Source organism: Pseudomonas sp. 3A(2025) (genome assembly GCF_054589175.1).
Genome location: NZ_BAAILM010000025.1, coordinates 233487 through 258651, shown reverse-complemented (window position 1 = coordinate 258651; position 25165 = coordinate 233487). Strand labels below are relative to the sequence as shown.

Genomic DNA, 25165 nt, shown 5'->3' with positions numbered 1-25165 from the left:
AATAAAGCCTGGTGGCCGGTTCAGTCAGCTGAACCGGCCACCAGGCTATCTATCGTGACTGGCGTTTGTGGTGGTTCGCCTCATTCAGGCTGGCACATTAGAGGTTTTCTGGACTGCGCTCGACGTTTCAACCGGTTTGACGGCACTGACGGCAGCGGGCGAAATGTTGACTGCATGCAAGCCCTTGGGCCCCTGAATAATCTCAAAATTCACCGGCTGACCAGCCTTGAGTGTTTTGTAACCTTCCATGTTGATGGCTGAATAATGGGCGAACAGATCTTCATCCCTACCGTCGGCAAGGATAAATCCATAGCCTTTTGCATTATTGAACCACTTGACTTTACCACTGAGCATAGCCATATCCCTCTGCAAAGGACTCCGTCTGGAGTATCATCCACCTCAATCCGCCTGACCGAGAAAAAATTTTGGTTGACTGCGCGGACCCTTTTTACCCAATGTGGGCTCTATTGTTTGTAACACCGTTTAGCTGATAGTCAAGGTCATGCGGCAGTCCATGTCATGAAAAACCGGTTGGACGACGGCCAGTTGCTATCAGCTCAATCCGACCTTCTCGAAATGAACGTTCTTTTCCCATGCATGCAATCAGCAAGATTCGACTAACCTTCAGTCAGGATGGTCCTCGGTCAAACGAGGATGCACACGAGGACGATGCGTCGGGCGTAGCGGTACAGGACGCAAAACCGACTCTGCAGGCGCCACCGATGTATAAGGTGGTTTTGTTTAACGATGATTACACTCCGATGGATTTCGTTGTCGAAGTACTGGAGGTGTTTTTCAACCTGAATCGTGAGCTGGCCACCAAGATCATGCTGGCCGTCCATACAGAGGGACGGGCAGTCTGCGGATTGTTTACCCGCGACATTGCCGAGACCAAGGCGACGCAGGTCAACCAATACGCCCGGGAGAGCCAGCATCCGCTACTCTGTGAGATCGAGAAGGACGGTTAAACGCCGACCACTTGGGTATGAGGTGAAGCTATGTTAAACCGTGAGCTCGAAGTCACCCTCAATCTGGCCTTCAAGGAAGCGCGTTCGAAGCGTCATGAGTTCATGACCGTCGAACACCTTCTGCTGGCTTTATTGGACAACGAGGCTGCAGCCACTGTCTTGCGTGCCTGCGGCGCAAACCTCGATAAGCTCAAGCGTGATCTGCAGGAGTTCATCGACTCCACCACCCCGTTGATCCCGGTTCATGACGAGGATCGCGAGACCCAGCCAACGCTCGGGTTCCAGCGCGTGCTGCAACGCGCCGTATTCCATGTGCAAAGCTCCGGCAAGCGTGAAGTCACCGGCGCCAATGTGCTGGTAGCAATCTTCAGCGAACAGGAAAGCCAGGCCGTGTTTCTGCTCAAGCAGCAGAGCGTGGCCAGGATCGATGTCGTCAACTACATTGCCCACGGAATCTCCAAGGTTCCAGGGCACGGCGAACACTCTTCCGAAGGTGAGCAAGATATGCAGGACGACGAGGGCGGTGAGGCTTCTTCCTCAGGCAATCCTCTGGATGCCTATGCCAGCAACCTGAACGAGCAGGCGCGTCAGGGGCGTATCGACCCCCTGGTGGGTCGCGAGCCCGAGGTCGAGCGCGTCGCGCAGATCCTCGCCCGTCGTCGCAAGAACAACCCGCTGCTGGTCGGTGAGGCCGGTGTCGGCAAGACCGCCATCGCCGAAGGCCTGGCCAAGCGTATCGTCGACAACCAGGTGCCGGACCTGCTGGCGAGCAGCGTCGTCTATTCCCTCGATCTGGGGGCATTGCTGGCGGGCACCAAGTACCGTGGCGATTTCGAGAAGCGCTTCAAGGCGCTGCTCAACGAACTGCGCAAGCGTCCCCATGCCATCCTGTTCATCGATGAAATTCACACCATCATTGGTGCCGGTGCGGCGTCCGGTGGCGTCATGGATGCCTCCAACCTGCTCAAGCCGCTGTTGTCGTCGGGTGATATCCGTTGCATCGGCTCGACCACGTTCCAGGAATTTCGCGGCATCTTCGAAAAAGACCGTGCCCTGGCGCGTCGCTTCCAGAAGGTCGATGTCTCCGAGCCGTCGGTCGAAGACACCATCGGTATTCTGCGCGGGCTCAAGGGCCGTTTCGAGCAGCACCACAACATCGAGTACAGCGATGAGGCGCTGCGTGCAGCCGCCGAGCTGGCCTCGCGTTACATCAACGATCGCCACATGCCCGACAAGGCCATCGATGTGATCGACGAGGCGGGCGCCTATCAGCGTCTGCAGCCGGTCGAGAAACGTGTCAAACGCATCGAGGTCCTGCACGTCGAAGATATCGTGGCCAAGATCGCGCGGATCCCGCCTAAACACGTCAACAGCTCCGACAAGGAACTGCTGCGTAATCTGGAACGTGACCTGAAACTGACTGTATTCGGTCAGGATGCAGCCATCGACTCGCTGTCCACCGCCATCAAGCTGTCGCGTGCGGGCCTCAAGTCGCCCGACAAACCGGTCGGTTCGTTCCTGTTCGCAGGTCCTACCGGTGTCGGCAAGACCGAAGCGGCGCGTCAACTGGCCAAGGCGCTGGGTGTCGAGCTGGTGCGTTTCGACATGTCCGAGTACATGGAGCGTCACACCGTATCGCGACTGATCGGTGCGCCTCCGGGCTATGTCGGTTTCGATCAGGGCGGTCTGCTCACCGAGGCCATCACCAAACAGCCGCATTGCGTGCTGCTGCTCGACGAGATCGAGAAGGCGCATCCCGAGGTCTTCAACCTGCTGCTGCAGGTCATGGACCACGGGACGCTGACCGACAACAACGGTCGCAAGGCGGACTTCCGCAATGTCATCCTGATCATGACCACCAACGCCGGTGCCGAGACCGCTTCACGGGCCTCGATTGGCTTCACTCACCAGGATCACTCTTCCGATGCCATGGAAGTGATCAAGAAAAGCTTCACGCCCGAGTTCCGCAACCGTCTGGACACCATCATCCAGTTCGGCCGCCTCAGTCATGAAGTCATCAAGAGTGTGGTGGACAAGTTCCTCACCGAGCTGCAGGCGCAACTGGAAGACAAGCGGGTTCTGCTCGAAGTCTCCGATGCGGCGCGCAGCTGGCTGGCGCAGGGCGGTTACGACGCGGCCATGGGGGCAAGGCCGATGGCGCGCCTGATCCAGGACCGCATCAAGCGCCCGCTGGCAGAAGAAATCCTGTTCGGCGAACTGTCCGATCACGGTGGTGTGGTGCATATCGACATCAAGGATGGCGAGATCACTTTTGACTACGAAACCACCGCAGAAATGGCCTGATGCTGCATGGCCCGCCTCGCAAGAGGTGGGTCGCAGGCCTGCGTAAAGGCAATCTACAGAAACGACAAAGCCCGGCAATGCCGGGCTTTGTTGTCTAAAGCGTGCGTACTTAACGAGCGCGGTAGGTAATGCGCCCTTTGCTCAGGTCGTAAGGCGTCAATTCAACGCGCACCTTGTCGCCGGTCAGAATGCGGATGTAGTTTTTGCGCATCTTGCCGGAGATGTGCGCAGTTACGACGTGCCCATTTTCCAACTCCACACGAAACATGGTGTTGGGCAGGGTGTCGACGACAGTGCCTTCCATTTCGAAGCTGTCTTCTTTCGACATGCAGTAAAGCCCTCGGGTATCAAATGAGTGGCCCGGTGCAAGTGGCGCCAGGCAAAAGCGGCGTGCATTGTGCCCGAAAAATGCCTGTTACGCCAAGGACTTCAATACAGAGTGACCCATCTTTGATTGGTGAGCAGCTCGATGGGGCGATATTGCGTCTTGTAATTCATCTTTTTGCAGTTTTTTATCCAGTAACCCAGGTACACCGCATGCAGATTCAGGCGAGCGGTTTCGGCGATTTGCCAAAGAATGGCATAGCGGCCCAAGCTGCGGCGCTCTTCGTTGGGCTCGTAGAAGGTGTACACCGCCGAAAGTCCGGTGGGTAGCATGTCGGTGGCGGCGATCGCCAGCAGGCGGCCTTCGGCACGAAACTCGTAAAAGCGTGAAAATGGCAGGTCGCGGACCAGAAAAGTAATGAACTGGTCGCGACTGGGCGGAAACATGTCGCCATCGGCATGGCGCTGCTCGATGTAGCGCTGGTAGAGGTCGAAGTATTCCTGCGTGAACGTCGGCTTGACGCTGCGCACCTGCAAATCGGCATTGCGCTTGATGATGCGCTTTTGCTGGCGATCCGGCACGAACAGCTCTACCGGTATGCGCGCCGGTATGCACGCGCTGCAATTCTGGCAGTGCGGCCGGTATAAATGATCGCCACTGCGGCGAAAACCCATGTCCGACAAGTCGGCATACACTTGCACATCCATTGGCTGACTGGGGTCCAGAAACAAGGTTGTGGCTTGTTCGTCAGGCAGGTAGCTGCAAGCGTGGGGTTGAGTGGCATAAAACTTGAGCCGGGCCAGCTCTGTCATGATCGCCCCCCATTCAATTAACCGTTCATCAAGAGTGTAAGCCAGCCTGTCAAACTCGCCTAGGCAACCAGTCGGCGTTATTTTCGACATCCAGGTGTTTGTGCAGGTAATCGGCAAAGGCCTGGCGAGAAATCGAGCGCGCACCCAGGCTTTGCAGGTGCTGGGTCGGCATCTGACAGTCGATCAGTACAAAACCCCAGGCAGTGAGGCGTTCGACCAGGGTGGCAAAGCCGACCTTGGAGGCGTTATCGGCGCGGCTGAACATCGACTCGCCGAAAAACAGCTGCCCCATGGCCAGGCCGTACAGGCCACCGACCAGCGCATCGCCGTCCCAGACCTCGACGCTGTGGGCATGACCTTGCTCATGTAAAAGTCGGTAAGCGTCCTGCATCTGCCGGGTAATCCAGGTTTCCTGCGCATAGCTGCGTGGCTCGGCGCAGGCCTGAATGACCGCAGCGAAATCCTGGTCGAATGTCACCCGGTAACGCTGCTGGCGCAGCAGCTTGCCAAGGCTGCGTGAGACATGCAGCTCCGCGGGAAGCAGTACGGTGCGCGGGTCGGGCGACCACCACAGAATTGGCTGGCCATCCTGAAACCATGGAAAGCAACCATGCCGATAGGCCCGGACCAGACGCTCTGCCGACAGGTCGCCGCCAGCGGCCAGCAGGCCGTCAGGCTCGCGCAGGGCCTTGTTCAGGGGTGGAAAATCCAGGCTGTTGCGTTGTAACCAGGTCAACATGGTGTCAGGGTTTCTCGCAAGGGAAGGGGAGGGCGGCGTCGCCTGTGCAACTCTGTACCGCAAAGACGGTCACAAGCAGGCCATTCTGGATGGGTTGTACGTCATAAGCCTTTGTCACGAAAGAGAATGCATGCTCAAATTAGGCCTTCTTGGCGGTGCCTGACGATGCCTGACAGACCCGCAAGCAGGCAAAGCCGTACAATGCCCACTTTGCGCGTTATCATTCAAGTCTCTGTTCGTGGTCGTTCAATCAGAGTTGTTCGCGCGTTTGCGCAGGAAATAAAGCGTTTTGAAGAAATCCACTCCAGCACCCGCAGCTGTACCCCTCTGGCGGCAGCAGTTGCATTATCGGCTCAAGGAAGGGGCATTGATCGCCTTCGGCTTCCTGTGCCTGTACCTGATGATGTCGTTGCTGACCTACGATCAGAGCGACCCCGGCTGGAGCCATACCAGCAGCAATAGCAGCGAAGTGCAGAATGCAGCAGGTCGCGCAGGCGCCTTCAGTGCCGACATCCTGTTCATGGTTCTGGGCTATTTCGCCTACATATTTCCTTTGCTGCTGGCCATCAAGACCTGGCAGGTGTTCCGTCATCGGCACCAACCCTGGCAGTGGAGTGGCTGGCTGCTTTCCTGGCGGACCATTGGCCTGGTGTTCCTGGTACTGGCGGGGGCTGCTCTGGCGCATCTGCACTTTCATTTTGCCGCAGGCTTTCCGGGGTCCGCCGGTGGCGTGCTGGGCGAGGTTCTGGGTGACCTGGCCAAGCGTGCGCTGAACATTCAGGGCAGCACCCTGTTGTTCATTGCCCTGTTCCTGTTTGGCCTGACCGTGTTTACCGACCTGTCGTGGTTCAAGGTCATGGACATGACCGGCAAGATCACTCTGGACCTGTTCGAACTGCTGCAAGGCGCGGTCAGTCGCTGGTGGGCCGCGCGCGTCGAGCGCAAGCAAATGGTCGCCAAACTGCGTGAGGCCGACCTGCGCGACGCAGTACGTGCCCCGGTGGTGGCCGAGCGCCGTGAACCGCAAGTCAAGGCGCGCGACAAGGTCTTCGAGCGCGAACAGCCGGTCAGCCGTCCTGTGCCGCCCATCTCGATGCCCGCAACCGCTGCTGCGGCCCCTGTCGTTGCGCCTCCAGTGATGGCGCCTGTGGCCGCCCAGTCACTGGCCAAGCCTGCGCCTGTCGCGCAAGAGCTGCCTGTAGAACGCGCCAAGCCTGCACCGGCAATCATTCCGCCGGCACCGCCCAAGCCGCTGGAGCCTGCACCGCGTCCAGCGCCTGCGCCGTCGTTCATCGACAGCGCTGTGGCCGGCACGCTGCCGCCGCTGTCGATTCTCGACCCGGTAGAAAAGAAGCCGCTCAACTACTCGCCGGAATCGCTGGACGCGGTGGGCAAGCTGCTGGAAATCAAGCTCAAGGAGTTCGGCGTCGAGGTCTCGGTGGACTCGATCCATCCCGGCCCGGTGATCACCCGTTACGAAATCCAGCCGGCCGCAGGCGTCAAGGTCAGCCGCATCGCCAACCTGGCCAAGGACGTTGCCCGTTCACTGGCGGTAACTAGCGTGCGGGTGGTCGAAGTGATTCCCGGCAAGACCACTGTGGGTATCGAGATTCCCAACGACGACCGGCAGATGGTGCGCTTCTCCGAAGTGCTGTCGTCGCCCGAGTTCGAAGCGGCCAAGTCACCGGTGCCGCTGGCACTGGGGCATGACATCGGTGGGCGTCCGGTCATCACCGACCTGGCCAAGATGCCGCACTTGCTGGTCGCCGGTACCACCGGTTCCGGTAAGTCGGTGGGCGTCAACGCGATGATCCTGTCGATCCTGTTCAAGTCCGGTCCCGAAGACGCCCGCCTGATCATGATCGACCCGAAAATGCTTGAGCTGTCGATCTACGAAGGCATTCCGCACCTGCTGTGCCCGGTGGTGACCGACATGAAGGACGCCGCCAACGCCTTGCGCTGGAGCGTCGCCGAGATGGAGCGGCGTTACAAACTGATGGCAGCCATGGGCGTGCGTAACCTGGCCGGCTTCAACCGCAAGATCAAGGACGCCGAGGAGGCCGGCACGCCAATCGGCGACCCGCTGTATCGCCGTGAAAGCATTCACGACGAAGCGCCGCTGCTCAGTACCCTGCCGACCATCGTGGTGGTGGTCGACGAGTTCGCCGACATGATGATGATCGTCGGCAAGAAGGTCGAAGAACTGATTGCCCGTATCGCCCAGAAAGCCCGGGCCGCCGGCATTCACTTGATTCTCGCCACCCAGCGACCATCGGTGGATGTGATCACCGGTCTGATCAAGGCCAACATTCCGACGCGCATGGCCTTCCAGGTGTCGAGCAAGATCGACTCGCGGACCATCATCGACCAGGGCGGTGCCGAGCAATTGCTTGGTCACGGTGACATGCTCTACATGCCACCGGGCACCAGCCTGCCGATTCGCGTACACGGTGCCTTCGTGTCCGACGAAGAAGTGCACCGCGTCGTCGAAGCCTGGAAAATGCGTGGCACGCCGGACTACAACGAAGATATTCTGGCCGGCGTCGAAGAGGCCGGCAGCGGCTTCGAGAACGGCGGCGGTGGTGGTGATAGCGACGACAGCGAAAGCGATGCGCTGTACGACGAAGCGGTCAAGTTCGTGCTCGAAAGCCGCCGGGCCTCGATTTCGGCGGTCCAGCGCAAGCTCAAGATCGGTTACAACCGCGCCGCACGGATGATCGAGTCGATGGAAAACGCCGGCGTCGTCACGCCGATGAACACCAACGGTTCACGTGAGGTCATCGCACCAGCGCCTATGCGCGACTGATCCGAGATCTTGCAAGCAGGCTTTACAACGCCGACAGCGTGCTGGCCACGCTGTCGCCATTTCAGCGAATCCAACGAGGAATCCCATGCGTCTTATCCGCATGTTACTGGCCACTGCTCTGACCTTCTCCACCGTGGCGGCGCATGCCGACAGCAAGGACGTGGCACGCCTGACCCAATTGCTGGAAAAATCCCAGACCCTGACCGGGCGTTTCTCGCAAATGACCCTGGACGGCAGCGGTACCCAATTGCAGGAAACCACCGGCGAAATGACCCTGCAGCGTCCTGGTCTGTTCAACTGGCACACTGACGCACCGCAGGAGCAACTGATGGTCTCCGATGGCAAGAAAGTCTCGCTGTGGGACCCGGACCTGCAACAAGTCACCATCAAGACCCTCGACCAGCGCCTGACCCAGACCCCGGCCTTGCTGCTGTCCGGTGACGTCTCGAAAATCAGTGAAAGCTTCGACATCACCGCCAGGGAAGCCGGTGGCGTGCTGGACTTCACGCTCAAGCCCAAGAGCAAGGACACGCTGTTCGACAACCTGCGCCTGTCGTTTCGCAACGGTCTGATCAACGACATGCAACTGGTCGATAACGTTGGCCAGCGCACTAATATCCTGTTTACCGGAGTCAAGGCCAATGAGCCGGTGCCGGCCAGCAAGTTCCAGTTCCAGGTGCCTAAAGGCGCAGACGTCATTCAGGAATAAGAGGCTTTAACCCAGGACCATGGACCTGTTCAGTCGTGAACCCATCGCCCAGCCCCTGGCCGCCCGTTTGCGGGCGACCAATCTGGACGAATATGTCGGTCAGGAGCATGTGCTGGCCCACGGCAAGCCCCTGCGCGAAGCACTGGAGCAGGGCGCGCTGCATTCGATGATCTTCTGGGGGCCGCCGGGCGTGGGCAAGACCACCCTGGCACGGTTGCTGGCCAAAGTTTCCGATGCGCATTTCGAAACCGTCTCGGCGGTATTGGCCGGCGTCAAAGAGATTCGTCAGGCCGTCGAAGTCGCCAAACAGCAAGCGGCGCAATACGGTCGGCGCACCATCCTGTTCGTCGACGAAGTGCATCGCTTCAACAAGTCGCAGCAAGACGCCTTTTTGCCCTATGTCGAAGACGGCACGCTGATTTTTATCGGCGCGACCACCGAAAACCCCTCGTTCGAACTTAACAACGCCTTGCTCTCCAGGGCGCGCGTCTATGTGCTCAAAAGCCTGGACGAAGCCGCCCTGCGCAAGCTGGTACAGCGTGCACTCAGCGAGGACCGTGGCCTGGGCCAGCGGCACCTGCGCCTGAGCGACGAAGGTTTTGCCACCTTGATGGCCGCTGCCGATGGCGACGGCCGGCGCATGCTTAATCTGCTGGAAAATGCCTCCGACCTCGCCGAAGACGGCAGCGAGATCGACAACGAATTGCTGCAAAGCCTGCTGGGCGACAGTCGGCGGCGTTTCGACAAGGGGGGCGAGGCGTTCTACGACCAGATCTCGGCGTTGCACAAATCGATTCGTGGCTCCAGTCCCGATGCCGCGCTGTACTGGTTTGCACGCATGATCGACGGCGGGTGCGACCCGTTGTACCTGGCGCGTCGCGTGGTGCGCATGGCCAGCGAAGACATCGGCAACGCCGACCCGCGCGCCTTGCCGTTGTGCATGTCGGCCTGGGACGTACAAGAGCGCCTGGGCAGCCCGGAAGGCGAGCTGGCCGTGGCCCAGGCCATCGTCTACCTGGCCTGCGCGCCGAAAAGCAACGCGGTGTACATGGCCTTCAAGGCGGCGATGAGCGATGTCGTCGAAAACGGCTCGATGGAAGTGCCGCTGCACCTGCGCAATGCGCCGACCAAGCTGATGAAGCAACTGGGCTACGGTGAAGAATACCGCTATGCCCATGACGAACCCGACGCCTACGCCGCTGGCGAAGACTACTTTCCCGATGAGCTGGAGCCACGCCAGTACTACCAGCCAGTGCCTCGTGGCCTGGAACTGAAAATCGGCGAAAAGCTGCGTCATCTGCATGCTTTGGACGCCTCCAGCCCCCGGCAGCGGAGAAAGTCATGATTCAGACCATTCTTGCGGTGTCGATTGCCGGCATCGCTGGTACATTATTGCGCTTCGCAACCGGCAACTGGGTCAGCGCCCACTGGCCACGGCACTTTTATACAGCCACTCTGGCCGTCAATCTGGTCGGGTGCCTGATTATCGGCGTGCTGTATGGCCTTTTTCTGATTCGTCCGGAAGTGCCGATCGAGATTCGCGCCGGCCTGATCGTCGGTTTTGTAGGGGGTCTGACGACCTTTTCATCCTTTTCACTGGATACGCTGCGCCTGCTTGAAAGCGGGCAGGTACCGCTAGCCTTCGGCTATGCCGGTATCAGCGTATTTGGCGGCCTGCTCGCCACCTGGGTGGGCCTGACTTTGACCCGACTTTGATAGACGAGAGAACGATATGCTCGATTCCAAACTGCTGCGTACCCACCTTCAGGACGTAGCGGATCGCCTGGCGTCCCGTGGTTTCACCCTGGATGTAGCCCGTATTGAAGCGCTCGAAGCGCAGCGCAAGGTCGTCCAGACCCGCACCGAACAGCTGCAGGCCGAGCGTAACGCCCGTTCCAAGTCAATCGGCCAGGCCAAACAGCGTGGCGAAGATATCGCGCCGCTGATGGCCGATGTCGAGCGCATGGGCACCGAGCTCAACGACGGCAAGGTCGAACTGGACAACATCCAGGCCGAGCTGGACGGCTTGCTGCTGACCATCCCCAACCTGCCCGACGCGTCGGTGCCGGTGGGTGAGGACGAAGACGGCAACGTTGAAGTGCGCCGTTGGGGCACGCCTGCCAGCTTCGATTTCCCGATTCAGGACCACGTCGCGCTGGGCGAGAAGTTCGGCTGGCTGGATTTCGAAACCGCCGCCAAGCTGTCCGGTGCCCGTTTCGCCTTGCTGCGCGGGCCTATTGCCCGTCTGCACCGCGCCCTGGCGCAGTTCATGATCAACCTGCACATCAACGAGCACGGCTACGAGGAAACCTACACCCCGTACCTGGTACAGGCCCCTGCATTGCAAGGCACCGGCCAGTTGCCGAAGTTCGAAGAAGACCTGTTCAAGATCAGCCGCGACGGCGAAGCCGACCTGTACCTGATCCCGACAGCCGAGGTGTCGCTGACCAACATCGTTTCGGGTCAGATCCTCGACAGCAAGCAACTGCCACTCAAGTTTGTCGCCCACACGCCATGCTTTCGTAGCGAAGCCGGCGCTTCTGGCCGTGACACCCGCGGCATGATCCGCCAGCACCAGTTCGACAAGGTCGAGATGGTCAAGGTGGTAGCGCCCGAGCAGTCGATGGACGAGCTCGAATCGCTGACTGCCAACGCCGAGCGCGTTCTGCAACTGCTCGAACTGCCGTATCGCGTTCTGGCGCTGTGCACCGGCGACATGGGCTTCAGTGCGGTCAAGACCTATGACCTTGAAGTCTGGGTGCCGAGCCAGGACAAATACCGTGAAATCTCCTCGTGCTCCAACTGTGGCGACTTCCAGGCGCGCCGCATGCAGGCCCGCTGGCGCAACCCTGAAACCGGCAAACCTGAGCTGGTCCACACCCTGAACGGTTCGGGTCTGGCCGTCGGTCGTACCCTGGTTGCCGTGCTGGAAAACTACCAGCAGGCTGACGGTTCGATCCGTGTACCAGAAGTGCTGAGGCCGTACATGGGCGGCCTTGAGGTCATCGGCTAAATGGAATTTCTGCCACTGTTTCACAACCTGCGTGGCAGTTGGGTGCTCGTCGTCGGCGGCGGTGAGATTGCCTTGCGCAAATCTCGCCTGCTGGCCGATGCCGGCGCGTTGCTGCGGGTGGTTGCGCCTGAGATCGAGCCCCAGTTGCGCGAACTGGTTGAACGCGGTGGTGCCGATATTCGTCTGCGCGGCTATCAGCCGGACGATCTCGACGGCTGTGTACTGGTCATCGCCGCCACCGACGACGAACCGCTCAACGCGCAAGTCTCACGGGACGCCCGCCAGCGTGGCATGCCGGTCAACGTGGTCGACGCGCCCGCGTTGTGCAGCGTGATCTTCCCGGCCATCGTCGACCGTTCACCCTTGGTGATAGCGGTGTCCAGCGGCGGCGATGCACCGGTGCTGGCGCGGCTGATTCGCGCCAAGCTGGAAACCTGGATTCCGTCGACCTACGGGCAACTCGCAGGTCTGGCGGCGCGTTTTCGTCATCAGGTCAAGCAGCTCTACCCGGATGTCCAGCAACGCCGGGCGTTCTGGGAAGAGGTGTTTCAAGGCCCGATCGCTGACCGGCAACTGGCCGGGCAGGGTGCCGAGGCCGAGCGCTTGCTGCGCGCCAAGGTCGACGGCGCACCGCCGCATGCGCCGGGTGAGGTGTATCTGGTCGGCGCCGGCCCCGGTGATCCCGACCTGCTGACCTTTCGCGCCCTGCGCCTGATGCAGCAAGCCGACGTGGTGCTTTACGACCGATTGGTCGCCCCGGCGATCCTTGAGCTGTGCCGGCGCGATGCCGAGCGCATCTATGTCGGCAAGCGCCGCAGCGAGCATGCACTGCCGCAAGAGCAGATCAACAAGCAACTGGTGGACCTGGCCAAACAAGGCAAGCGGGTGGTACGCCTCAAGGGCGGCGATCCGTTTATCTTTGGTCGCGGTGGCGAAGAGATCGAAGAACTGGCCGCCCACGGCATTCCGTTCCAGGTGGTACCCGGCATCACCGCCGCCAGCGGCTGCGCCGCCTACGCGGGCATTCCGCTGACCCACCGCGACTACGCGCAATCGGTGCGCTTCATCACCGGGCACCTGAAAGACGGCACTACCGATCTGCCCTGGCAAGACCTCGTCGCGCCGGCGCAGACCCTGGTGTTCTACATGGGGCTGGTGGGGCTGCCGACCATTTGCGAGCAACTGATCGCGCATGGCCGCGCTGCCGATACCCCGGCGGCACTGGTTCAGCAAGGCACCACGGTCAACCAGCGAGTCTTCACCGGCACGCTGGCCGACCTGCCGAAACTGGTCGCCGATCACGAGGTGCATGCACCGACGCTGGTGATCGTCGGTGAAGTGGTGGTGTTGCGTGAAAAACTGGCGTGGTTCGAAGGCGCGCAGGGTTCACTCTAACGATCAAGCGCCCTGCCAGATGCCGTTACCCGGCAACCGCGCCCGGTCATGCCCGACATTGAAATCCTGCTTCGGCCCCTTGGGGACGATGCCGGTCGGGTTGATCGTGCGGTGGCTGGCGTAGTAGTGATGTTTGATGTGCTCGAAATCCACGGTCTGTGCCACGCCCGGCCACTGGTACAACTCGCGCAGCCAGTTGCTCAGGTTCAGGTATTCGTTCAGGCGCCGCAGGTTGCACTTGAAGTGTCCGTGGTACACCGCATCGAAGCGCACCAGCGTGGTGAACAAGCGCACATCGGACTCAGTCAGGTACTCGCCCGCCAGATAGCGTTTCTCGCCCAGCAGAATTTCCAGCTCATCGAGCTTGGCAAACACCGCATCGAAGGCTTTTTCATAAGCGCCTTGTGACGTCGCAAAGCCTGCCAGGTACACGCCATTGTTGACGGCCGGGTAGATCTGCTCGTTAAGCGCATCAATGTCGCTGCGTAAAAACTGCGGATACAGGTCCAGGTGATTGCCGGTCAGCTCATTGAACGCCGAGTTGAACATGCGGATGATCTCTGCCGACTCATTGCTGACAATCCGCTTGAGCTGCTTGTCCCACAACACCGGCACCGTCACGCGCCCGGTGTATTCGGGATCGTCCTCGGTATAACGCTGGTGCATGAACTCCAGGTCATCCAGCGCATCGCCGCTTGAGCCGGTGGCTTTATCGAAGGTCCAGCCGTTTTCCAGCATCAGCCAACTGACGACCGAAACATCGATAAGCGTTTCCAGGCCCTTGAGCTGACGCACGATCAAGGTGCGATGCGCCCACGGGCAGGCCAGCGAGACATACAAGTGATAGCGACCGGCCTCGGCCTTGAAGCCACCTTCACCGCTGGGGCCAGGCGCGCCGTCCGCTGTGACCCAGTTGCGACGCTGGGCGTTCTCGCGCTGGAACGCGCCTTCCTTACTGCTTTGATACCACTGGTCATGCCAGTGTCCGTCGATGAGCAGGCCCATGCTGGACTCCAAAGTTTGTCGGTAAACGTTGGAGCCCAGTCTATCGAGCAGGGTTCGAACTAAAAGCGCAAATAACCACCCCTAATCATCGAACAAGGCGATAGATCAAAGAGAGCGGTCGCGGTTCTCCCAGAATTGCCGGGCCTGCACGAAGGCCGCTTCACGCTCGACACCCAGCCCGCGCAGGGCCAGCGCCATGGTCGACAGCAGCGCCAGCTCGCCATAACTGTCTTCGACCTCGCCGCGCCAGAACGCGACCAAGTGCGCAGGCTCAAGGCTGGCAGGCTTGACATGCCGACGCTCGGACAGCGCTGGCCACTCCTCATCCCATTCCGCGCCGGCAGTGGTGCCGTACAGGTGGCTGATGTTGTCGGGATTGACCTCGATTTCTCCGCCGTCGCCCTTGACCACGATGGCATGGTCGCCCAGCAGGCGGCTGGCTTCGCGGTGCACGCTTTGATAGCCAGGGTGAAAAATGCTCTGCAAGCCGCAACGCGCCTTGAGCGGGTTGAGCACACGGGCCAGCGAATGGATCGGCGAACGCAGCCCCAGAGTGTTGCGCAAATCGATCATGCGCTGCAATTGCGGCGCCCAGTCGACCAGCGGAATAAATGCCAGGTGACGCTGCTGCAGGGCGTTATCCACGGCGTTCCAGTCGCGGCACAGCGGAATGTTCAGCAGCCCGAGCAACTGCTCGGTGTAGAGCCGGCCGGCAGTGTGCGCGCCGCCGCCATGCAGCAGCACGCGCACACCGTTATTGGCCAGGCACTTGGCGGCCAGCAGGAACCACGGCAGGTGGCGCTTCTTGCCGGCATAGCTGGGCCAGTCGATATCGACCTCGATGGCTGGCGCGTTCAGGCGCTCACGCAGGGCTTCGGTAAAGCCCGCCAGCTCTTCCGGGCTTTCTTCCTTGTGGCGCAGCAGCATCAGGAATGCACCCAATTGGGTGTCCTCGACTTTCTCGTCGAGCAACAGACCCATCGCTTCGCGGGCCTCTTCGCGGCTCAGGCCACGGGCGCCGCGCTTGCCTTTGCCGAGGATGCGCACAAACTGGGCGAACGGGTGTTCGGCGGGTGTTTCGGTGACAAGGGGGCTGTAGTCGGTCATATGCAATTCGTCGGTTTGGGCAGGCCCGCCAGCCGGGCCGCCAGTTTGGCGGGCCGGCCATTGAACAGGCGATTGAGGTGCATGCTGTTGCCCTTGTCCGGGCCCAGCTTGAGTGCCGTGTACTTGATCAGCGGCCGGGTGGCCGGCGACAACTGGAATTCGGCATAGAACTGGCGCAGCACCAGCAGCACTTCTTCATGCTCGGCACTGAAGTCGATACCTTCTTCGGCCGCCAGCGCCTTGGCGACCTCCAGCGACCAGTCGGCAAGATCCTGAAGAAAACCGTCCTGATCCAGCGCAATGGCGCGGTTTGCAACGTTCAGATGGGTCATAGCCAGGTATTGACCTTGTCGAAGCGGATGGACAAATCGACAAAGCCCGGATAATCCACCGCGCGTGCATCGGCCAGCAGCGTCAGGCCCCGGGCCTGCAGGTCTTCCTGCAACACGAACAAGCGCTCGCCGAGCGCCGCCAGCGCCGGGTCATCACGGCGCAGGGCGTACGTGCCATCGCCGCACAGCAGCACGCCATCGTGCTCGCCCAGCACCCGCAGGCAACTGTCCAGGCGCGTATCGGTTAAGGGGGAATGGGAAACAACGTGCAAGGTCGCCATCAGATCGTGATCACCTGGTCGTAACGGTCGAAAAGGGCAGCAATGTCGGCGCCGCTGGCCAGTGTGCGGATATCGTCATCCAGCTCGCTGGCGTCGATGCCGCGCTGTTGCAGGCTATGGCCGCAGGCATACAGCTCATTGACGCCGAACATCGGCAGCGCCTTGAGGTTGGCGGTGACATCCTTTTGCTGCACGGCCGCCGCGTGCTGTCCGGCCTGCAACTGGAACACGCCATCGTCGAGAAACAGCAGGCCCACCGGCAGATCGAACGCCCCACCGGCCAGCACAATGTCCAGCGCCTCACGTGCGCCCGGCCCCGACCAGGGCGCCTGACGGCTGACGATCAACATCGATTTGCTCATGTCATGGCCCTCCAAAGCAGATCACCCTATCCGCTGTCTGCGCCGCATCGTGCAACTGACCCAGGCCCGACAATTCCCACGGTGCTTGCAGATTGGCCGCATCGCGCTGATAACGCGTTGCCTCCTCGGCATTCAATATGCCACGGCGCAAGGCCGCAGCAATGCACACCACGCCATCGAGGCCGTGCCCGGTAATGAACGCGCTCCACTGCCGCGGCAGGTCCTGCTCGTCTTGCGGGGTGACCACCGTGGTCGAGGCGCTGTGCACGCCATCCTGATAGAAGAACAGGCGCACAATCTCATGCCCGCTGGCCAGTACCGCCTGGGCGAATTGCAAGGCACGCCGGGAAGAGGGCGCATGGGGTGCGCTAAACAGACAAATAGCGAATTTCATCGTCGGCTCGATCAGCAAAACAGGCTCAATGATAAAGAATTCAGGCGTCAGGGTGTGAATTGACGCTGCGTTCATCCTTGCCGGCCAACAATCCGCGCAACAGCACATCCAGCGCTGCCAGGGCGTGCTCGAGCCGGGTCGGGCCTTCATCACTCTCGGCGATCCAGAACGCAGCTTCGGTCATGCTTCCGTAAATCAGCAACGCCAGGGCTTGCGGGTCTGCTTGAGTGACAAGGCCTTGCTCGATCAACCGCCCGATCAAATCCTGCAACGAGCGCACGCAATGGCGCTGTGCTTGCGGCGATGCAGCACCGAGTACGGCGCGAGCATCACGCAGCACGATGCGCTGAATCTCAGGCTCCAGGGCCATCTGCAGATTGCTGCGGCAGCGCTGGCGCAAACCGTGCCAAGCCTCTTCGTGGGTATCGGAAATGGCCTGCAGGCGCGCGTCCATTTCGGCATCGATCTGCTCGACGACCGCCGCCAACAAGCCTTTCTTGTCGACGAAATGATGATACAGCGCCCCTCGGGTCAGGCCGGCCTGTGCCGTCAGGTCGTCCATCGAGGTGTCGGCATAGCCACGCTCGCTGAACATGTTGCGGGCGGTGTCCAGCAAGGTGATGCGGGTCTGTTCCATGTCGGCGCGGGTGCGGCGAACCATTGAATGCTCCTTACATACACTGCGTATGAATATTTACATACGGCTCGTATGAATGTAGGTTTTATACATACGAGATGTATGTATTGTTCGCGCCCTGCGCCATTCTGGCAAGTGGGGCATGTTCTGGAGAGCACCATGACCCACCCTTACCGCGCACTATTCGACGTCCCGGGCGCCTCAGCGTTTGTGCTCGCGGGGCTGATTGCCCGGCTGGCCTTGCCGATGATGGGCATCGGCATCATCACCATGCTCGCTCAATTGCGCGGCAGTTATGCGCTGGCAGGCGCGGTATCGGGCACGTTCGTGCTGACCTATGCGCTGTTGTCGCCACAGATTTCGCGTCATGTGGACCGGCTGGGGCAAGGCCGGGTATTACCGGTCGCAACCCTGATCAGCGTCGTCGGCGTGTCGATCCTGTTACTGGCCACCTGGTGGCCGGCGCCAGACTGGACGCTGTTTGTGGGCGCCTGCCTGACCGGGTTCATGCCCAGCCTGCCGGCCATGGTTCGTGCCCGCTGGACGGCGATTTTTCGCGGGCAGCCGCGTTTGCAGACCGCCTATGCGCTGGAAACGGTACTCGACGAACTGAGCTTTATCGCCGGGCCGCCGCTGGCGGTCGGCCTGAGCGTGATGACGTTTGCTCAGGCAGGCCCATTGGCCGCTGCTGTGCTATTGGCCATCGGTACCGGCTGGCTGGTCCGCCAGCGCGCCACGCAACCGGCGATTATCGAAGCGATGGTTGGCGTACGGTCTGTCTTGCACCTGGCCAGCGTGCGTCTGCTGGCGCTGTTGATGGTCGCCATGGGCATGATTGTCGGCACCGTGGACATCGTCAGCGTGGCCTTTGCCGAGCAACTGCGGCAACCGGCGGGCGCCTCACTGGTGTTGTCGGCCTATGCGCTGGGAGCGTGTCTGGCCGGGCTGCTGTTCGGCACCTTGAAGCTGCAGATGCCGTTGCACCGGTTGCTGGTACTGGGCGGGCTGGCCACCGCTGCCACCACCCTGCCGTTGCTGTGGGTGACCGACCTGTGGATGCTGGCAGCGGCGGTATTCGTGGCGGGGTTGTTCTTCGCGCCAACCATGATCGTGGCAATGTCACTGATCGAGCGCGAAGTGCCTGAACAACAACTCACCGAAGGCATGACCTGGCTGCTGGCAGGCTTGAACGCCGGCGTCGCGCTGGGCGCGGTGTTATCCGGGCAAATGGTCGATGCCGCCGGTGCCACGGCCGGTTTCAAGGTGGCATTGACCGCCTCGGTGGCCGTGCTGGTATTGAGTTTCTGGGTGAGCCGGCATCTGGCGTGTCACAGCACCATCGCCACCCCCAGCACCGGCCAGCCGATCCCCGGCAACCACACCGACCAACGCGGTGCATAAGGCAGCAATAACACCAGCCCCAAGCCCGCCAACGCCAGCAGGCCGAACCAGCCAGGCCCTGCCATCGCCCAGCCCCAGGCCTGCACGCAGCAGGCAAAGCTGGCGGCCAGCAACGTCCAGCCGCTCCCGCGCAGCAGGCGTTGCAAGCCTGGGCCGGGGGCGCGTTGGTAAAGCTGTTTGTAGTGCCGTTCCAGGCCCAGGCACAAACTCAAGAAACCGCTGTAGGCCAGCAGCCCGCCGGCGATGATCCACAGGTTCATTTCAGTTGGTCTCCAGGGCGGTGTCGGGCGCCCGGCGTGGCGCCCTGGCCTTGATCGGTTGCCCCAGTTTCCAGCGCGTCCATGCCAGCAGCACGCCGATGATCACCACCACCGCTTCCAGCCAGAACGTGTCGGCGCGGGTGCCGCTGATCAGGTTCAGCAGCGGCAGGCCAATGCACAGCGCGGCGGTCAGCCCCAGTTGCTCGCGCCACGCACTCATCCAGGGGCGCACGATGGCGTGGCCCAGGCTGGCCAGCCAGACCAGCAGGAACACGTGCACCTCCCAGTCGCCGCGCCCCGACAAGCCGACCGGCAGCAGGCGGTTGGCCCACAGGTAAGCGACGCAGGCCAGGCTCAATCCGGCAATCACCGCTACGTTGAGGCGTTCGGCGCTGTGATAGAGCAGGGCCGCCACACGACCTTCGGCATCGTGGCGTCGGCGGCGCTTGACCGTGAACAGCACCACACCGGTGGCCAGCATCGCGCAACTGGCCAGCCCGCAGAGAAAGTACAGCCAGCGCATCCAGTAGCCGCCGAACTGGGCAAAGTGCAGGCCCGACATGACCTTCTGGGTCAGCAGCGTCGCCCGGCTGTCGCTGGGCAGGCGCAGCACCTGGCCGCTGACGCCGTCGAACTGCAGGCTCATGCCTTTGGTCAGTTCGATGCGATTACCCAGCAGCGGACGCACCTCGATGCGTGCATCGCTGCGCCCCGGATTCTGAATGCTCAGGCTGGCGACCGGCCCCAGCAGCCGTTCGGCTTCACTGAGGACCGGCGCAAGCGCCGTAAGGTCAGCCGGTTGAACGGGCGTTTTAGCTGGCCCACGTTGCCCGCGCTGCTCGGCCACCGGGCCTTCGCGCAGCGCCCGGTTCATGCTTTCGCGGTCGCCGTCGAACAGTGCATCCATCGCCGCGGGCATATAGATCAGGTAGAAAATCACCAGCCCGGTGTAGGTGATCATCAGGTGAAACGGCAGCACCAGCACCGCCGTGGCGTTGTGTGCATCCAGCCAGGAACGTTGGCCCTTGGCCGGGCGAAAGGTGAAGAGTTCCTTGAAAAACTTCTTGTGAATCACGATCCCGCTGATCAACGCCACCAGCATTGCTATCGCCGCCAGGCCTACTGCCCAGATGCCGATGTTGCGTGGCAGGTTGAGGGTGAAGTGAAAGCGAAAGAAAAACCCGCCGCCAGCGGTTTCGCGCACTTCCAGTGGCTCGCCGGTGTGCGGGTCGAGCAGCGTGCCGCCGCCACGGCGTTGTTCGCCGGCCGACACGCTCAGGTTCGGCGAGCGTTCGGTGGGCAGGCCGATGTTCCAGGCGCTGGCATCCGGGTGGCGGGCCTGCAGATAGTCCAGCGCCACCTGCGTGGCCTGCGCCTGATCGAGGCTGTGCGTCGGAATTTCCGGGCGCATCCAGTTATCGATTTCCTTGTCGAACACCGCCAGCGTTCCGGTCAGGAAAATGCTGAACAGCACCCAGCCGAAAATCAGCCCGCTCCAGGTGTGCAGCCACGACAGCGACTGGGTAAGCGTTTTGGCTTTCATGCGGCGCGCTCCAGCAGTTGCGGCCAGAAGCCGATACCGGCCAACGGTACGGCGGTGGCCAGGCCCGCCCAGGCGCGCCAGGGGTTATGGCAGGTAAACACCCAGAGAATCACCAGCGTGTACACCACAAAAGACAGCAAGGTGGCGCTGACCATCGCGTCGGCCTTGTTCAACGGCAGCACGCGGGCCAGGGCGGCAGTAAAGGCATAGGTAAACAGATAGCCGCCCGGCACGGCGGCCAGAACGCGGGAAACGGTAGGCCAGGGAGAGGATCCGCTGTTCATGCAAAGGTGCTCATCAGACACGCTGGACAAGCAAAAACCCGGACTTGACCGGGTTTTTGCAAACGAGGGTTGAATCAGAACGAAGTAGTTACCGACGCATAGAACGCACGGCCCGGCTCGTTGTAAGTGCTGGCACCGGCGCTGGTGCCCGCGCCTTCGCGGTACACGCGCTTGTCGAACAGGTTGCTGATGCCGGCACCGAACGACAGGTTGTCGTTCACTTCATAAGTGCTGCCGAGGCTCCACAGGTGGTACGGGTCCAGCGTCTGCAACTGGTTGCTGGCGGTGACTGCCGTTTCCTGCAGCGGGTTGGTGGTACGCGGTTCCTGCTTGCCGTACCAGGTACCAGTCAGGTTGAGCGACAGTGCCGGCGTCACCTGCCAGTCGAGCATGCTGTTGACCGTGTACTTGGGCACCACCGACAGCGGGTTGCCGTCGCTGTCTTCGTTGGACTCCATGTAGGTGAGGTTGGTGTTCCAGCTCAACACATCGCCCGCATTGCCGAGCAAGGGCACGCCGACATAGCCTTCCCAGCCCTTGACCACCGCATCGCTGGCGTTGTCCCAGCGCAGAATGGCTTCGTTGGCCGAGGTGCGCCCGGTCAGGTCGTTGGATGAGACGATCTTGTTGTCGTAGTCGTTGCGAAAGTAGGTCAGGCCGGCGCTCCAGCCGTCGCGGGCAAAACTGATGCCCAGTTCCTTGTTGATGCTGATTTCCGGGTCCAGGTCGGCGTTGCCCAGTACATAGCAGCCGTTGGCGCTCAGGCTGGCGGCGCAACCGTTGCCGTTGCTGCGGTACAGGTAGTTGGGGTTGGACTGGTACAGGTTCGGCGCCTTGAACGCACGGGCGATGCCGCCCTTGAGGGTGATGTCGTCGGTGATCTTGTACGAGCTGTTCAGGCTCGGGCTCCAGTTGGCGCCGAACTGGTCATGGTGGTCCAGGCGCAGGCCCGGCGTCAGGTACCACTTGGGCGTCAGCTCGATGTTGTCTTCCAGAAACACCGCCATGATGGTCGCGTCCATGTCGGTGGCGCGGGCACCGGCGGCCGAGTTGGGCAGCGTGGTGCCGATGGCGCGGTCCATGGTGCTCGGGTCGTCGAGTTCCTGGCGGTTCCACTCGGCGCCAACGGTCAGCGTTTGCTGGAACACCAGCTCCAGCGGGATATCCAGCTGGCCCTGGACCAGGTAGCTGTCGTAGGTGCTGGTGCTCTTGTCGCTACCGCTGATATCGCCATCCACCGAGCCGGTCTGGCCTTCGGGCAAGCGGTTATTGCGGGTTTTTTCGTATTGCGCCAGCAACTTGGAAGTGCCGAACGCCCAGTCGCCGCGATGGGTGACCGAGAAGTTCTGCCGGTACATCGTGTTGGTCTCGCGGCCCAGCCAGGTGTTGATGGTGCTGCCGGGTACCAGCGAATCGGTGCCGCCAGTACCGACGTCGCCAGTGTAGATATTGCCCTGACGGCTGTAGCCGGCTTCGAAATCAAGAGTCTGTTGCGGGTCCAGCGCCCAGCTCAACAGGCCGTTGACGTCCTTGTTGCGCACGCCTTCGCGGCCGGCGGCCAGGGAAGCTCCCGAGGCGGTGTCGGTGTGCGCCAGGTTGATGTCGGCGTCGTCGGCGTCGGTCTTGTTCAGGTTGCCGTAGACGCGGAAGGTCAGCGCGTCGGTCAGCGGTCCGGCAAGGCTGAACGAGGTGCGCTTGGTCATGCCTTCGGCGTCGTCTTCCGGCAGGTTGGTGAACGCGGTGATCGAGCCGGTGAGCTTATCGCTCGGGCGCTTGGTGATGATATTGACCACGCCGCCCATGGAACCCGAGCCGTAACGGGCCGCCGCCGGGCCGCGCAGCACTTCGATGCTCTCGACCTGATCGGCCGGCACCCAGTTGCTATCGCCACGGGTATCACGCTCGCCGGAACGGGTGTAGCGCACCGAGTTGCGCGAGGTCACCGGCTTGCCGTCGATCAGGATCAGGGTGTTTTCCGGCCCCATGCCGCGCAGGTCGATCTGGCGGTTGTTGCCGCGCGTGCCGCTGGCGCTGTTGCCGGTCAGATTGACGCCCGGCATCTTGCGCACGATGTCCGACAGGTCATTGACCGGCGGACGCTTCTTGATGTCTTCGGCGGTGATCAGCGACACACCGGACGCTTGCTTGAGTGCTTCTTCAGCGGTAGCGACTACATGCGTGTCGGTGAGGTGCAGCGCATCCGCGGGTTGCGCCGAGTCAGCGGTGTCGCCCAGCGCCAGCGCCGGGCTGGCAGCCATGAGGGCCATGAAAAGGTGACTGAATCTGAATCGCGGATGCATCTGCCTGCTCCTGTTGACGTGTGGACGCAGATGCTACGCATTCTCAAATAAGATTAAATATATTTTACCTTTTATACACTTGGCAGCCGCAGGTGCACGCGCAGCCCTGGCCCGGCATTCTCCGCCCAGATCTCGCCGTTTTGCGAGACCACCACGCTCTGCGCAATCGACAGGCCGAGGCCAAAACCATCGCCACCGGGGCGCTCGGCATTCAGGCGAATGAACGGCTGGAAAATCTGCTGCAGTTGGTCGGGCGGCACGCCCGGACCCTGATCCTCGATCCACAGGTGCCAGTGCCGTTCCTCGCGTTCGCCGTTGAGCTTGACCACGCCGCCCTCGGGGGAGTGGCGCACGGCGTTGCGCAAAATGTTTTCCAGCGCCTGGGCCAGGCCATTGAGATTGCCCAGCACCTTGCAGTCGGCAGGCAGCCCGCACGGCAGTCGCTCGGCGGGCCAGCCGGTCTCGAAGCTGCTGTCCTCACAAAGCATGTCCCACAGATGGGCGATTTCCACCGGCTCGACGGGTAGTTGCGGGCGCTCGGTGTCTAGCCATACCAGTTCCAGCGTGTCGTCGATCAGCCGCTCCATGATCTGCACCTCGTGCTCCTGACGCTGGCGCATGGCATTGATATCCAGCTCGCGTTCACCGGCCACCCGCAGGCGGCTCAGCGGCGTGCGCAGTTCGTGCGACAAGGCGCGTAGCAGCCGGCGCTGGAACGCCACCGTGGTTTCCAGGCGCCCGGCCATCTGATTGAACGAGCGTGCCAGATCGCCCAGCTCATCGCGGCGCCTGGCCACTTTCGGCTCGACCCGTGCCGACAGGTCACCTGTGCTCAGCGCATTGGCCTGGCGGCGCAGGGCGGTCATCGGTGCAATCAGCCAGCGGTAAAGCAGCACGCCTAACAGCAGTGCCAAGGCGGTCGGCAGCACTTGTTGCAAGGCAACTTCCCAAAGCTTGTTGTGCCGCCGCGGGTCCAGGTGCAGCGGTAATTCCATCACCAGCCGGGCGTCGATTCCCGGCAATGGCGCGTAGAAATTCGGCCGTCCGCCCGGACGCCCGACGGGGCTGTCCAGGGCACGGATAAAGTTGAGCCGGGCATGCTCGTCGGGCAGTATCGGCTGTGACGACAAGGACTCATTGTGAGCATCGACTACCACCGCCCAGACCTGCTCGCGCTGGCGTAAATCGCGCAAAAACACATCCAGCCCCACCCGGCCCTGCTCGCGCCAGGTGCTGGCTGCCTGGGCGGCGTAGTCGGTGAACACCTGCTTGGTCGATGCCGGTAAAAGGGCGCTGGCGTCATACATGCGTTTGCCCAGATCCACCTGCAGACTGACCAGCCACAGGCACAACAGCGCCAGCAATACGATCAGTTTCCACAGCAGTGAATGGCGATTGGGCAGGCTCATGACGCCAGCGGGCTCAGCACATAACCGGAACCGCGCACGGTCTGGATATTGCGGCCGTTGTAGCCGATCAGTTGCAGCTTGCGACGGATGCGGCTGACGTGCATGTCGAGGCTGCGATCATAGGGTGACCACGCCCGGTGCATGGCCTGCTGATACAGAAACGCCTTGCTCAAGACCTCGCCGACCTGCGCGAGCATCACTTCGAAAATGCGAAACTCGGTGCCACTCAGGTCGGCCCAGACACCGTTATGGCTGACATCGCAGCGCTCGGTGTCCAGGATCAGTTGCAACTCTTCGTGGCGGGTGTTTTTCGCCTCATGCTCGTAGGCCACCCGGCGCAGCACTGCATCGATGCGCACATCCATCTCGCGCATGCTGAACGGCTTGGGCAGGTAGTCGTCGGCGCCCTGGCTGAAACCGACAATGCGGTCCTGCTCGGCGCCCAGCGCCGACATCAGAATCACCGGCAAGCGCTGATGCTGACGCAACTGGCCAAGAATCTCCAGGCCGCTGCCGTCGGGCAGCATGATGTCCATCAGAATCAGATCGAAACCTTCGCTGTCGACCAGTGGCAACACCTCTTGCGCGGTATGCCGCAGGGTTACCGCAAAGCCACGCTGCTGAAGATGACTTTGCAGGTGGGCGGCGAGCAACGGATCATCCTCGATCGCCAGAATCCGCGCAGGCGAGCGCAGGGAAGGGTGGGAAAGCATGTGGGTACCTGAGCTGAGAATGATTCTTTGTCGCGCATTCTGACGAATGTCAGGAAAGATTCCTAC

General features: G+C 61.6%; 26 protein-coding genes. 9 read left to right on the top strand and 17 right to left on the bottom strand.

Going from position 1 to position 25165, the window contains the following annotated elements; translation table 11 throughout:
• Positions 1–84: 84 nt before the first annotated feature.
• The gene (gene cspD / locus ACYP2A_RS10470) at positions 85–354 is read right to left on the bottom strand and encodes a cold shock domain-containing protein CspD (protein WP_459744922.1); all 270 of its coding nucleotides are present in this window, start codon (positions 352–354) and stop codon (positions 85–87) included.
• 239 nt (positions 355–593) lie between these two features.
• Between cspD and clpS the strand changes: the two genes are divergently transcribed.
• Complete coding sequence (gene clpS / locus ACYP2A_RS10465; RefSeq protein WP_459744921.1) at positions 594–968, top strand: ATP-dependent Clp protease adapter ClpS; 375 nt, start codon at positions 594–596, stop codon at positions 966–968.
• Positions 969–998: 30 nt separating this feature from the next.
• Positions 999–3272, top strand: coding sequence for an ATP-dependent Clp protease ATP-binding subunit ClpA (clpA, locus tag ACYP2A_RS10460; protein ID WP_459744920.1), 2274 nt, complete (start codon positions 999–1001; stop codon positions 3270–3272).
• A gap of 109 nt (positions 3273–3381) precedes the next feature.
• Here the strand turns inward: clpA and infA are convergent, their stop codons facing one another.
• The 3 genes from infA to aat form a co-directional block, all read right to left on the bottom strand.
• On the bottom strand, positions 3382–3600 hold the full coding sequence (gene infA / locus ACYP2A_RS10455; protein ID WP_002553999.1) for a translation initiation factor IF-1: 219 nt from the start codon (positions 3598–3600) through the stop codon (positions 3382–3384).
• 101 nt (positions 3601–3701) lie between these two features.
• On the bottom strand, positions 3702–4409 hold the full coding sequence (locus tag ACYP2A_RS10450) for an arginyltransferase (protein ID WP_459744919.1): 708 nt from the start codon (positions 4407–4409) through the stop codon (positions 3702–3704).
• Positions 4410–4458: 49 nt separating this feature from the next.
• Entirely contained in the window at positions 4459–5148 is a 690-nt protein-coding gene (gene aat / locus ACYP2A_RS10445; protein WP_459744918.1) for a leucyl/phenylalanyl-tRNA--protein transferase, read from the bottom strand.
• Positions 5149–5437: 289 nt separating this feature from the next.
• Here aat and ACYP2A_RS10440 point away from each other — a divergent pair, with 289 nt between their 5' ends.
• The 6 genes from ACYP2A_RS10440 (at position 5438) to cysG (ending at position 13071) form a co-directional block, all read left to right on the top strand.
• The gene (locus tag ACYP2A_RS10440; RefSeq protein WP_459744917.1) at positions 5438–7954 is read left to right on the top strand and encodes a DNA translocase FtsK; all 2517 of its coding nucleotides are present in this window, start codon (positions 5438–5440) and stop codon (positions 7952–7954) included.
• 85 nt (positions 7955–8039) lie between these two features.
• Complete coding sequence (lolA, locus tag ACYP2A_RS10435) at positions 8040–8663, top strand: outer membrane lipoprotein chaperone LolA (RefSeq protein WP_459744916.1); 624 nt, start codon at positions 8040–8042, stop codon at positions 8661–8663.
• Positions 8664–8682: 19 nt separating this feature from the next.
• Positions 8683–10008 carry a replication-associated recombination protein A gene (locus tag ACYP2A_RS10430; protein WP_459744915.1) on the top strand — a complete coding sequence of 442 codons (1326 nt, stop codon included), beginning with the start codon at positions 8683–8685 and terminating at the stop codon, positions 10006–10008.
• Positions 10005–10379, top strand: a complete 375-nt coding sequence (gene crcB / locus ACYP2A_RS10425) for a fluoride efflux transporter CrcB (RefSeq protein ID WP_459744914.1) — start codon at positions 10005–10007, stop codon at positions 10377–10379. Before ACYP2A_RS10430 ends, crcB begins: the two co-directional genes overlap by 4 nt.
• 16 nt (positions 10380–10395) lie before the next feature.
• Complete coding sequence (serS, locus tag ACYP2A_RS10420; RefSeq protein ID WP_459744913.1) at positions 10396–11676, top strand: serine--tRNA ligase; 1281 nt, start codon at positions 10396–10398, stop codon at positions 11674–11676.
• The gene (gene cysG / locus ACYP2A_RS10415) at positions 11677–13071 is read left to right on the top strand and encodes a siroheme synthase CysG (RefSeq protein ID WP_459744912.1); all 1395 of its coding nucleotides are present in this window, start codon (positions 11677–11679) and stop codon (positions 13069–13071) included.
• A 3-nt stretch (positions 13072–13074) separates the two neighbouring features.
• On the opposite strand, the gene ACYP2A_RS10410 is transcribed toward cysG, so the two are convergent.
• From ACYP2A_RS10410 to ACYP2A_RS10380, 7 genes are all read right to left on the bottom strand, one after another.
• Complete coding sequence (locus tag ACYP2A_RS10410; protein WP_459744911.1) at positions 13075–14076, bottom strand: glutathione S-transferase family protein; 1002 nt, start codon at positions 14074–14076, stop codon at positions 13075–13077.
• Between the two features lie 105 nt (positions 14077–14181).
• Positions 14182–15183 carry a glycosyl transferase family protein gene (locus ACYP2A_RS10405; RefSeq protein ID WP_459744910.1) on the bottom strand — a complete coding sequence of 334 codons (1002 nt, stop codon included), beginning with the start codon at positions 15181–15183 and terminating at the stop codon, positions 14182–14184.
• Positions 15180–15515, bottom strand: a complete 336-nt coding sequence (locus ACYP2A_RS10400; protein ID WP_459744909.1) for a TusE/DsrC/DsvC family sulfur relay protein — start codon at positions 15513–15515, stop codon at positions 15180–15182. The genes ACYP2A_RS10405 and ACYP2A_RS10400 overlap by 4 nt, the downstream gene beginning before the upstream one ends.
• Entirely contained in the window at positions 15512–15796 is a 285-nt protein-coding gene (gene tusB / locus ACYP2A_RS10395; protein ID WP_459744908.1) for a sulfurtransferase complex subunit TusB, read from the bottom strand. The genes ACYP2A_RS10400 and tusB overlap by 4 nt, the downstream gene beginning before the upstream one ends.
• Positions 15796–16158, bottom strand: coding sequence for a sulfurtransferase complex subunit TusC (tusC, locus tag ACYP2A_RS10390; protein WP_459744907.1), 363 nt, complete (start codon positions 16156–16158; stop codon positions 15796–15798). Before tusC ends, tusB begins: the two co-directional genes overlap by 1 nt.
• 1 nt (position 16159) lies before the next feature.
• On the bottom strand, positions 16160–16552 hold the full coding sequence (gene tusD / locus ACYP2A_RS10385) for a sulfurtransferase complex subunit TusD (protein ID WP_459744906.1): 393 nt from the start codon (positions 16550–16552) through the stop codon (positions 16160–16162).
• A gap of 40 nt (positions 16553–16592) precedes the next feature.
• Positions 16593–17213, bottom strand: coding sequence for a TetR/AcrR family transcriptional regulator (locus ACYP2A_RS10380; RefSeq protein WP_459744905.1), 621 nt, complete (start codon positions 17211–17213; stop codon positions 16593–16595).
• A gap of 135 nt (positions 17214–17348) precedes the next feature.
• Here ACYP2A_RS10380 and ACYP2A_RS10375 point away from each other — a divergent pair, with 135 nt between their 5' ends.
• Complete coding sequence (locus ACYP2A_RS10375) at positions 17349–18590, top strand: MFS transporter (protein ID WP_459744904.1); 1242 nt, start codon at positions 17349–17351, stop codon at positions 18588–18590.
• On the opposite strand, the gene ACYP2A_RS10370 is transcribed toward ACYP2A_RS10375, so the two are convergent.
• The 6 genes from ACYP2A_RS10370 to ACYP2A_RS10345 all read right to left on the bottom strand — a co-directional run bounded on the left by ACYP2A_RS10370 (position 18518) and on the right by ACYP2A_RS10345 (position 25099).
• On the bottom strand, positions 18518–18850 hold the full coding sequence (locus tag ACYP2A_RS10370; RefSeq protein WP_459744903.1) for a DUF3325 domain-containing protein: 333 nt from the start codon (positions 18848–18850) through the stop codon (positions 18518–18520). The two genes, ACYP2A_RS10375 and ACYP2A_RS10370, sit on opposite strands and share 73 nt — an antisense overlap.
• A 1-nt stretch (position 18851) precedes the next feature.
• Positions 18852–20393 carry a PepSY-associated TM helix domain-containing protein gene (locus tag ACYP2A_RS10365; protein WP_459744902.1) on the bottom strand — a complete coding sequence of 514 codons (1542 nt, stop codon included), beginning with the start codon at positions 20391–20393 and terminating at the stop codon, positions 18852–18854.
• On the bottom strand, positions 20390–20677 hold the full coding sequence (locus ACYP2A_RS10360; protein WP_459744901.1) for an iron transporter: 288 nt from the start codon (positions 20675–20677) through the stop codon (positions 20390–20392). Before ACYP2A_RS10360 ends, ACYP2A_RS10365 begins: the two co-directional genes overlap by 4 nt.
• Before the next feature lie 74 nt (positions 20678–20751).
• A complete protein-coding gene (locus tag ACYP2A_RS10355; RefSeq protein WP_459744900.1) occupies positions 20752–22977 on the bottom strand; it encodes a TonB-dependent siderophore receptor in 2226 nt (741 codons plus the stop codon).
• A gap of 71 nt (positions 22978–23048) precedes the next feature.
• On the bottom strand, positions 23049–24386 hold the full coding sequence (locus tag ACYP2A_RS10350) for a HAMP domain-containing sensor histidine kinase (RefSeq protein ID WP_459744899.1): 1338 nt from the start codon (positions 24384–24386) through the stop codon (positions 23049–23051).
• On the bottom strand, positions 24383–25099 hold the full coding sequence (locus tag ACYP2A_RS10345; RefSeq protein WP_459744898.1) for a response regulator transcription factor: 717 nt from the start codon (positions 25097–25099) through the stop codon (positions 24383–24385). The genes ACYP2A_RS10350 and ACYP2A_RS10345 overlap by 4 nt, the downstream gene beginning before the upstream one ends.
• Between the last annotated feature and the right edge of the window lie 66 nt (positions 25100–25165).

Bases quoted from the DNA above. Each gene is read 5' to 3' on its own strand.
- tusC (WP_459744907.1), bottom strand. From the start codon at position 16,158: ATGAGCAAATCGATGTTGATCGTCAGCCGTCAGGCGCCCTGGTCGGGG.
- cspD (WP_459744922.1), bottom strand. From the start codon at position 354: ATGCTCAGTGGTAAAGTCAAGTGGTTCAATAATGCAAAAGGCTATGGA.
- ACYP2A_RS10365 (WP_459744902.1), bottom strand. From the start codon at position 20,393: ATGAAAGCCAAAACGCTTACCCAGTCGCTGTCGTGGCTGCACACCTGG.
- ACYP2A_RS10355 (WP_459744900.1), bottom strand. From the start codon at position 22,977: ATGCATCCGCGATTCAGATTCAGTCACCTTTTCATGGCCCTCATGGCT.
- ACYP2A_RS10450 (WP_459744919.1), bottom strand. From the start codon at position 4,409: ATGACAGAGCTGGCCCGGCTCAAGTTTTATGCCACTCAACCCCACGCT.
- crcB (WP_459744914.1), top strand. From the start codon at position 10,005: ATGATTCAGACCATTCTTGCGGTGTCGATTGCCGGCATCGCTGGTACA.
- ACYP2A_RS10410 (WP_459744911.1), bottom strand. From the start codon at position 14,076: ATGGGCCTGCTCATCGACGGACACTGGCATGACCAGTGGTATCAAAGC.
- ACYP2A_RS10375 (WP_459744904.1), top strand. From the start codon at position 17,349: ATGACCCACCCTTACCGCGCACTATTCGACGTCCCGGGCGCCTCAGCG.
- ACYP2A_RS10430 (WP_459744915.1), top strand. From the start codon at position 8,683: ATGGACCTGTTCAGTCGTGAACCCATCGCCCAGCCCCTGGCCGCCCGT.
- clpA (WP_459744920.1), top strand. From the start codon at position 999: ATGTTAAACCGTGAGCTCGAAGTCACCCTCAATCTGGCCTTCAAGGAA.
- cysG (WP_459744912.1), top strand. From the start codon at position 11,677: ATGGAATTTCTGCCACTGTTTCACAACCTGCGTGGCAGTTGGGTGCTC.
- ACYP2A_RS10370 (WP_459744903.1), bottom strand. From the start codon at position 18,850: ATGAACCTGTGGATCATCGCCGGCGGGCTGCTGGCCTACAGCGGTTTC.
- ACYP2A_RS10345 (WP_459744898.1), bottom strand. From the start codon at position 25,099: ATGCTTTCCCACCCTTCCCTGCGCTCGCCTGCGCGGATTCTGGCGATC.
- infA (WP_002553999.1), bottom strand. From the start codon at position 3,600: ATGTCGAAAGAAGACAGCTTCGAAATGGAAGGCACTGTCGTCGACACC.
- tusD (WP_459744906.1), bottom strand. From the start codon at position 16,552: ATGAAATTCGCTATTTGTCTGTTTAGCGCACCCCATGCGCCCTCTTCC.
- clpS (WP_459744921.1), top strand. From the start codon at position 594: ATGCATGCAATCAGCAAGATTCGACTAACCTTCAGTCAGGATGGTCCT.
- ACYP2A_RS10350 (WP_459744899.1), bottom strand. From the start codon at position 24,386: ATGAGCCTGCCCAATCGCCATTCACTGCTGTGGAAACTGATCGTATTG.
- ACYP2A_RS10360 (WP_459744901.1), bottom strand. From the start codon at position 20,677: ATGAACAGCGGATCCTCTCCCTGGCCTACCGTTTCCCGCGTTCTGGCC.
- tusB (WP_459744908.1), bottom strand. From the start codon at position 15,796: ATGGCGACCTTGCACGTTGTTTCCCATTCCCCCTTAACCGATACGCGC.
- ACYP2A_RS10380 (WP_459744905.1), bottom strand. From the start codon at position 17,213: ATGGTTCGCCGCACCCGCGCCGACATGGAACAGACCCGCATCACCTTG.
- ACYP2A_RS10405 (WP_459744910.1), bottom strand. From the start codon at position 15,183: ATGACCGACTACAGCCCCCTTGTCACCGAAACACCCGCCGAACACCCG.
- lolA (WP_459744916.1), top strand. From the start codon at position 8,040: ATGCGTCTTATCCGCATGTTACTGGCCACTGCTCTGACCTTCTCCACC.
- serS (WP_459744913.1), top strand. From the start codon at position 10,396: ATGCTCGATTCCAAACTGCTGCGTACCCACCTTCAGGACGTAGCGGAT.
- aat (WP_459744918.1), bottom strand. From the start codon at position 5,148: ATGTTGACCTGGTTACAACGCAACAGCCTGGATTTTCCACCCCTGAAC.
- ACYP2A_RS10400 (WP_459744909.1), bottom strand. From the start codon at position 15,515: ATGACCCATCTGAACGTTGCAAACCGCGCCATTGCGCTGGATCAGGAC.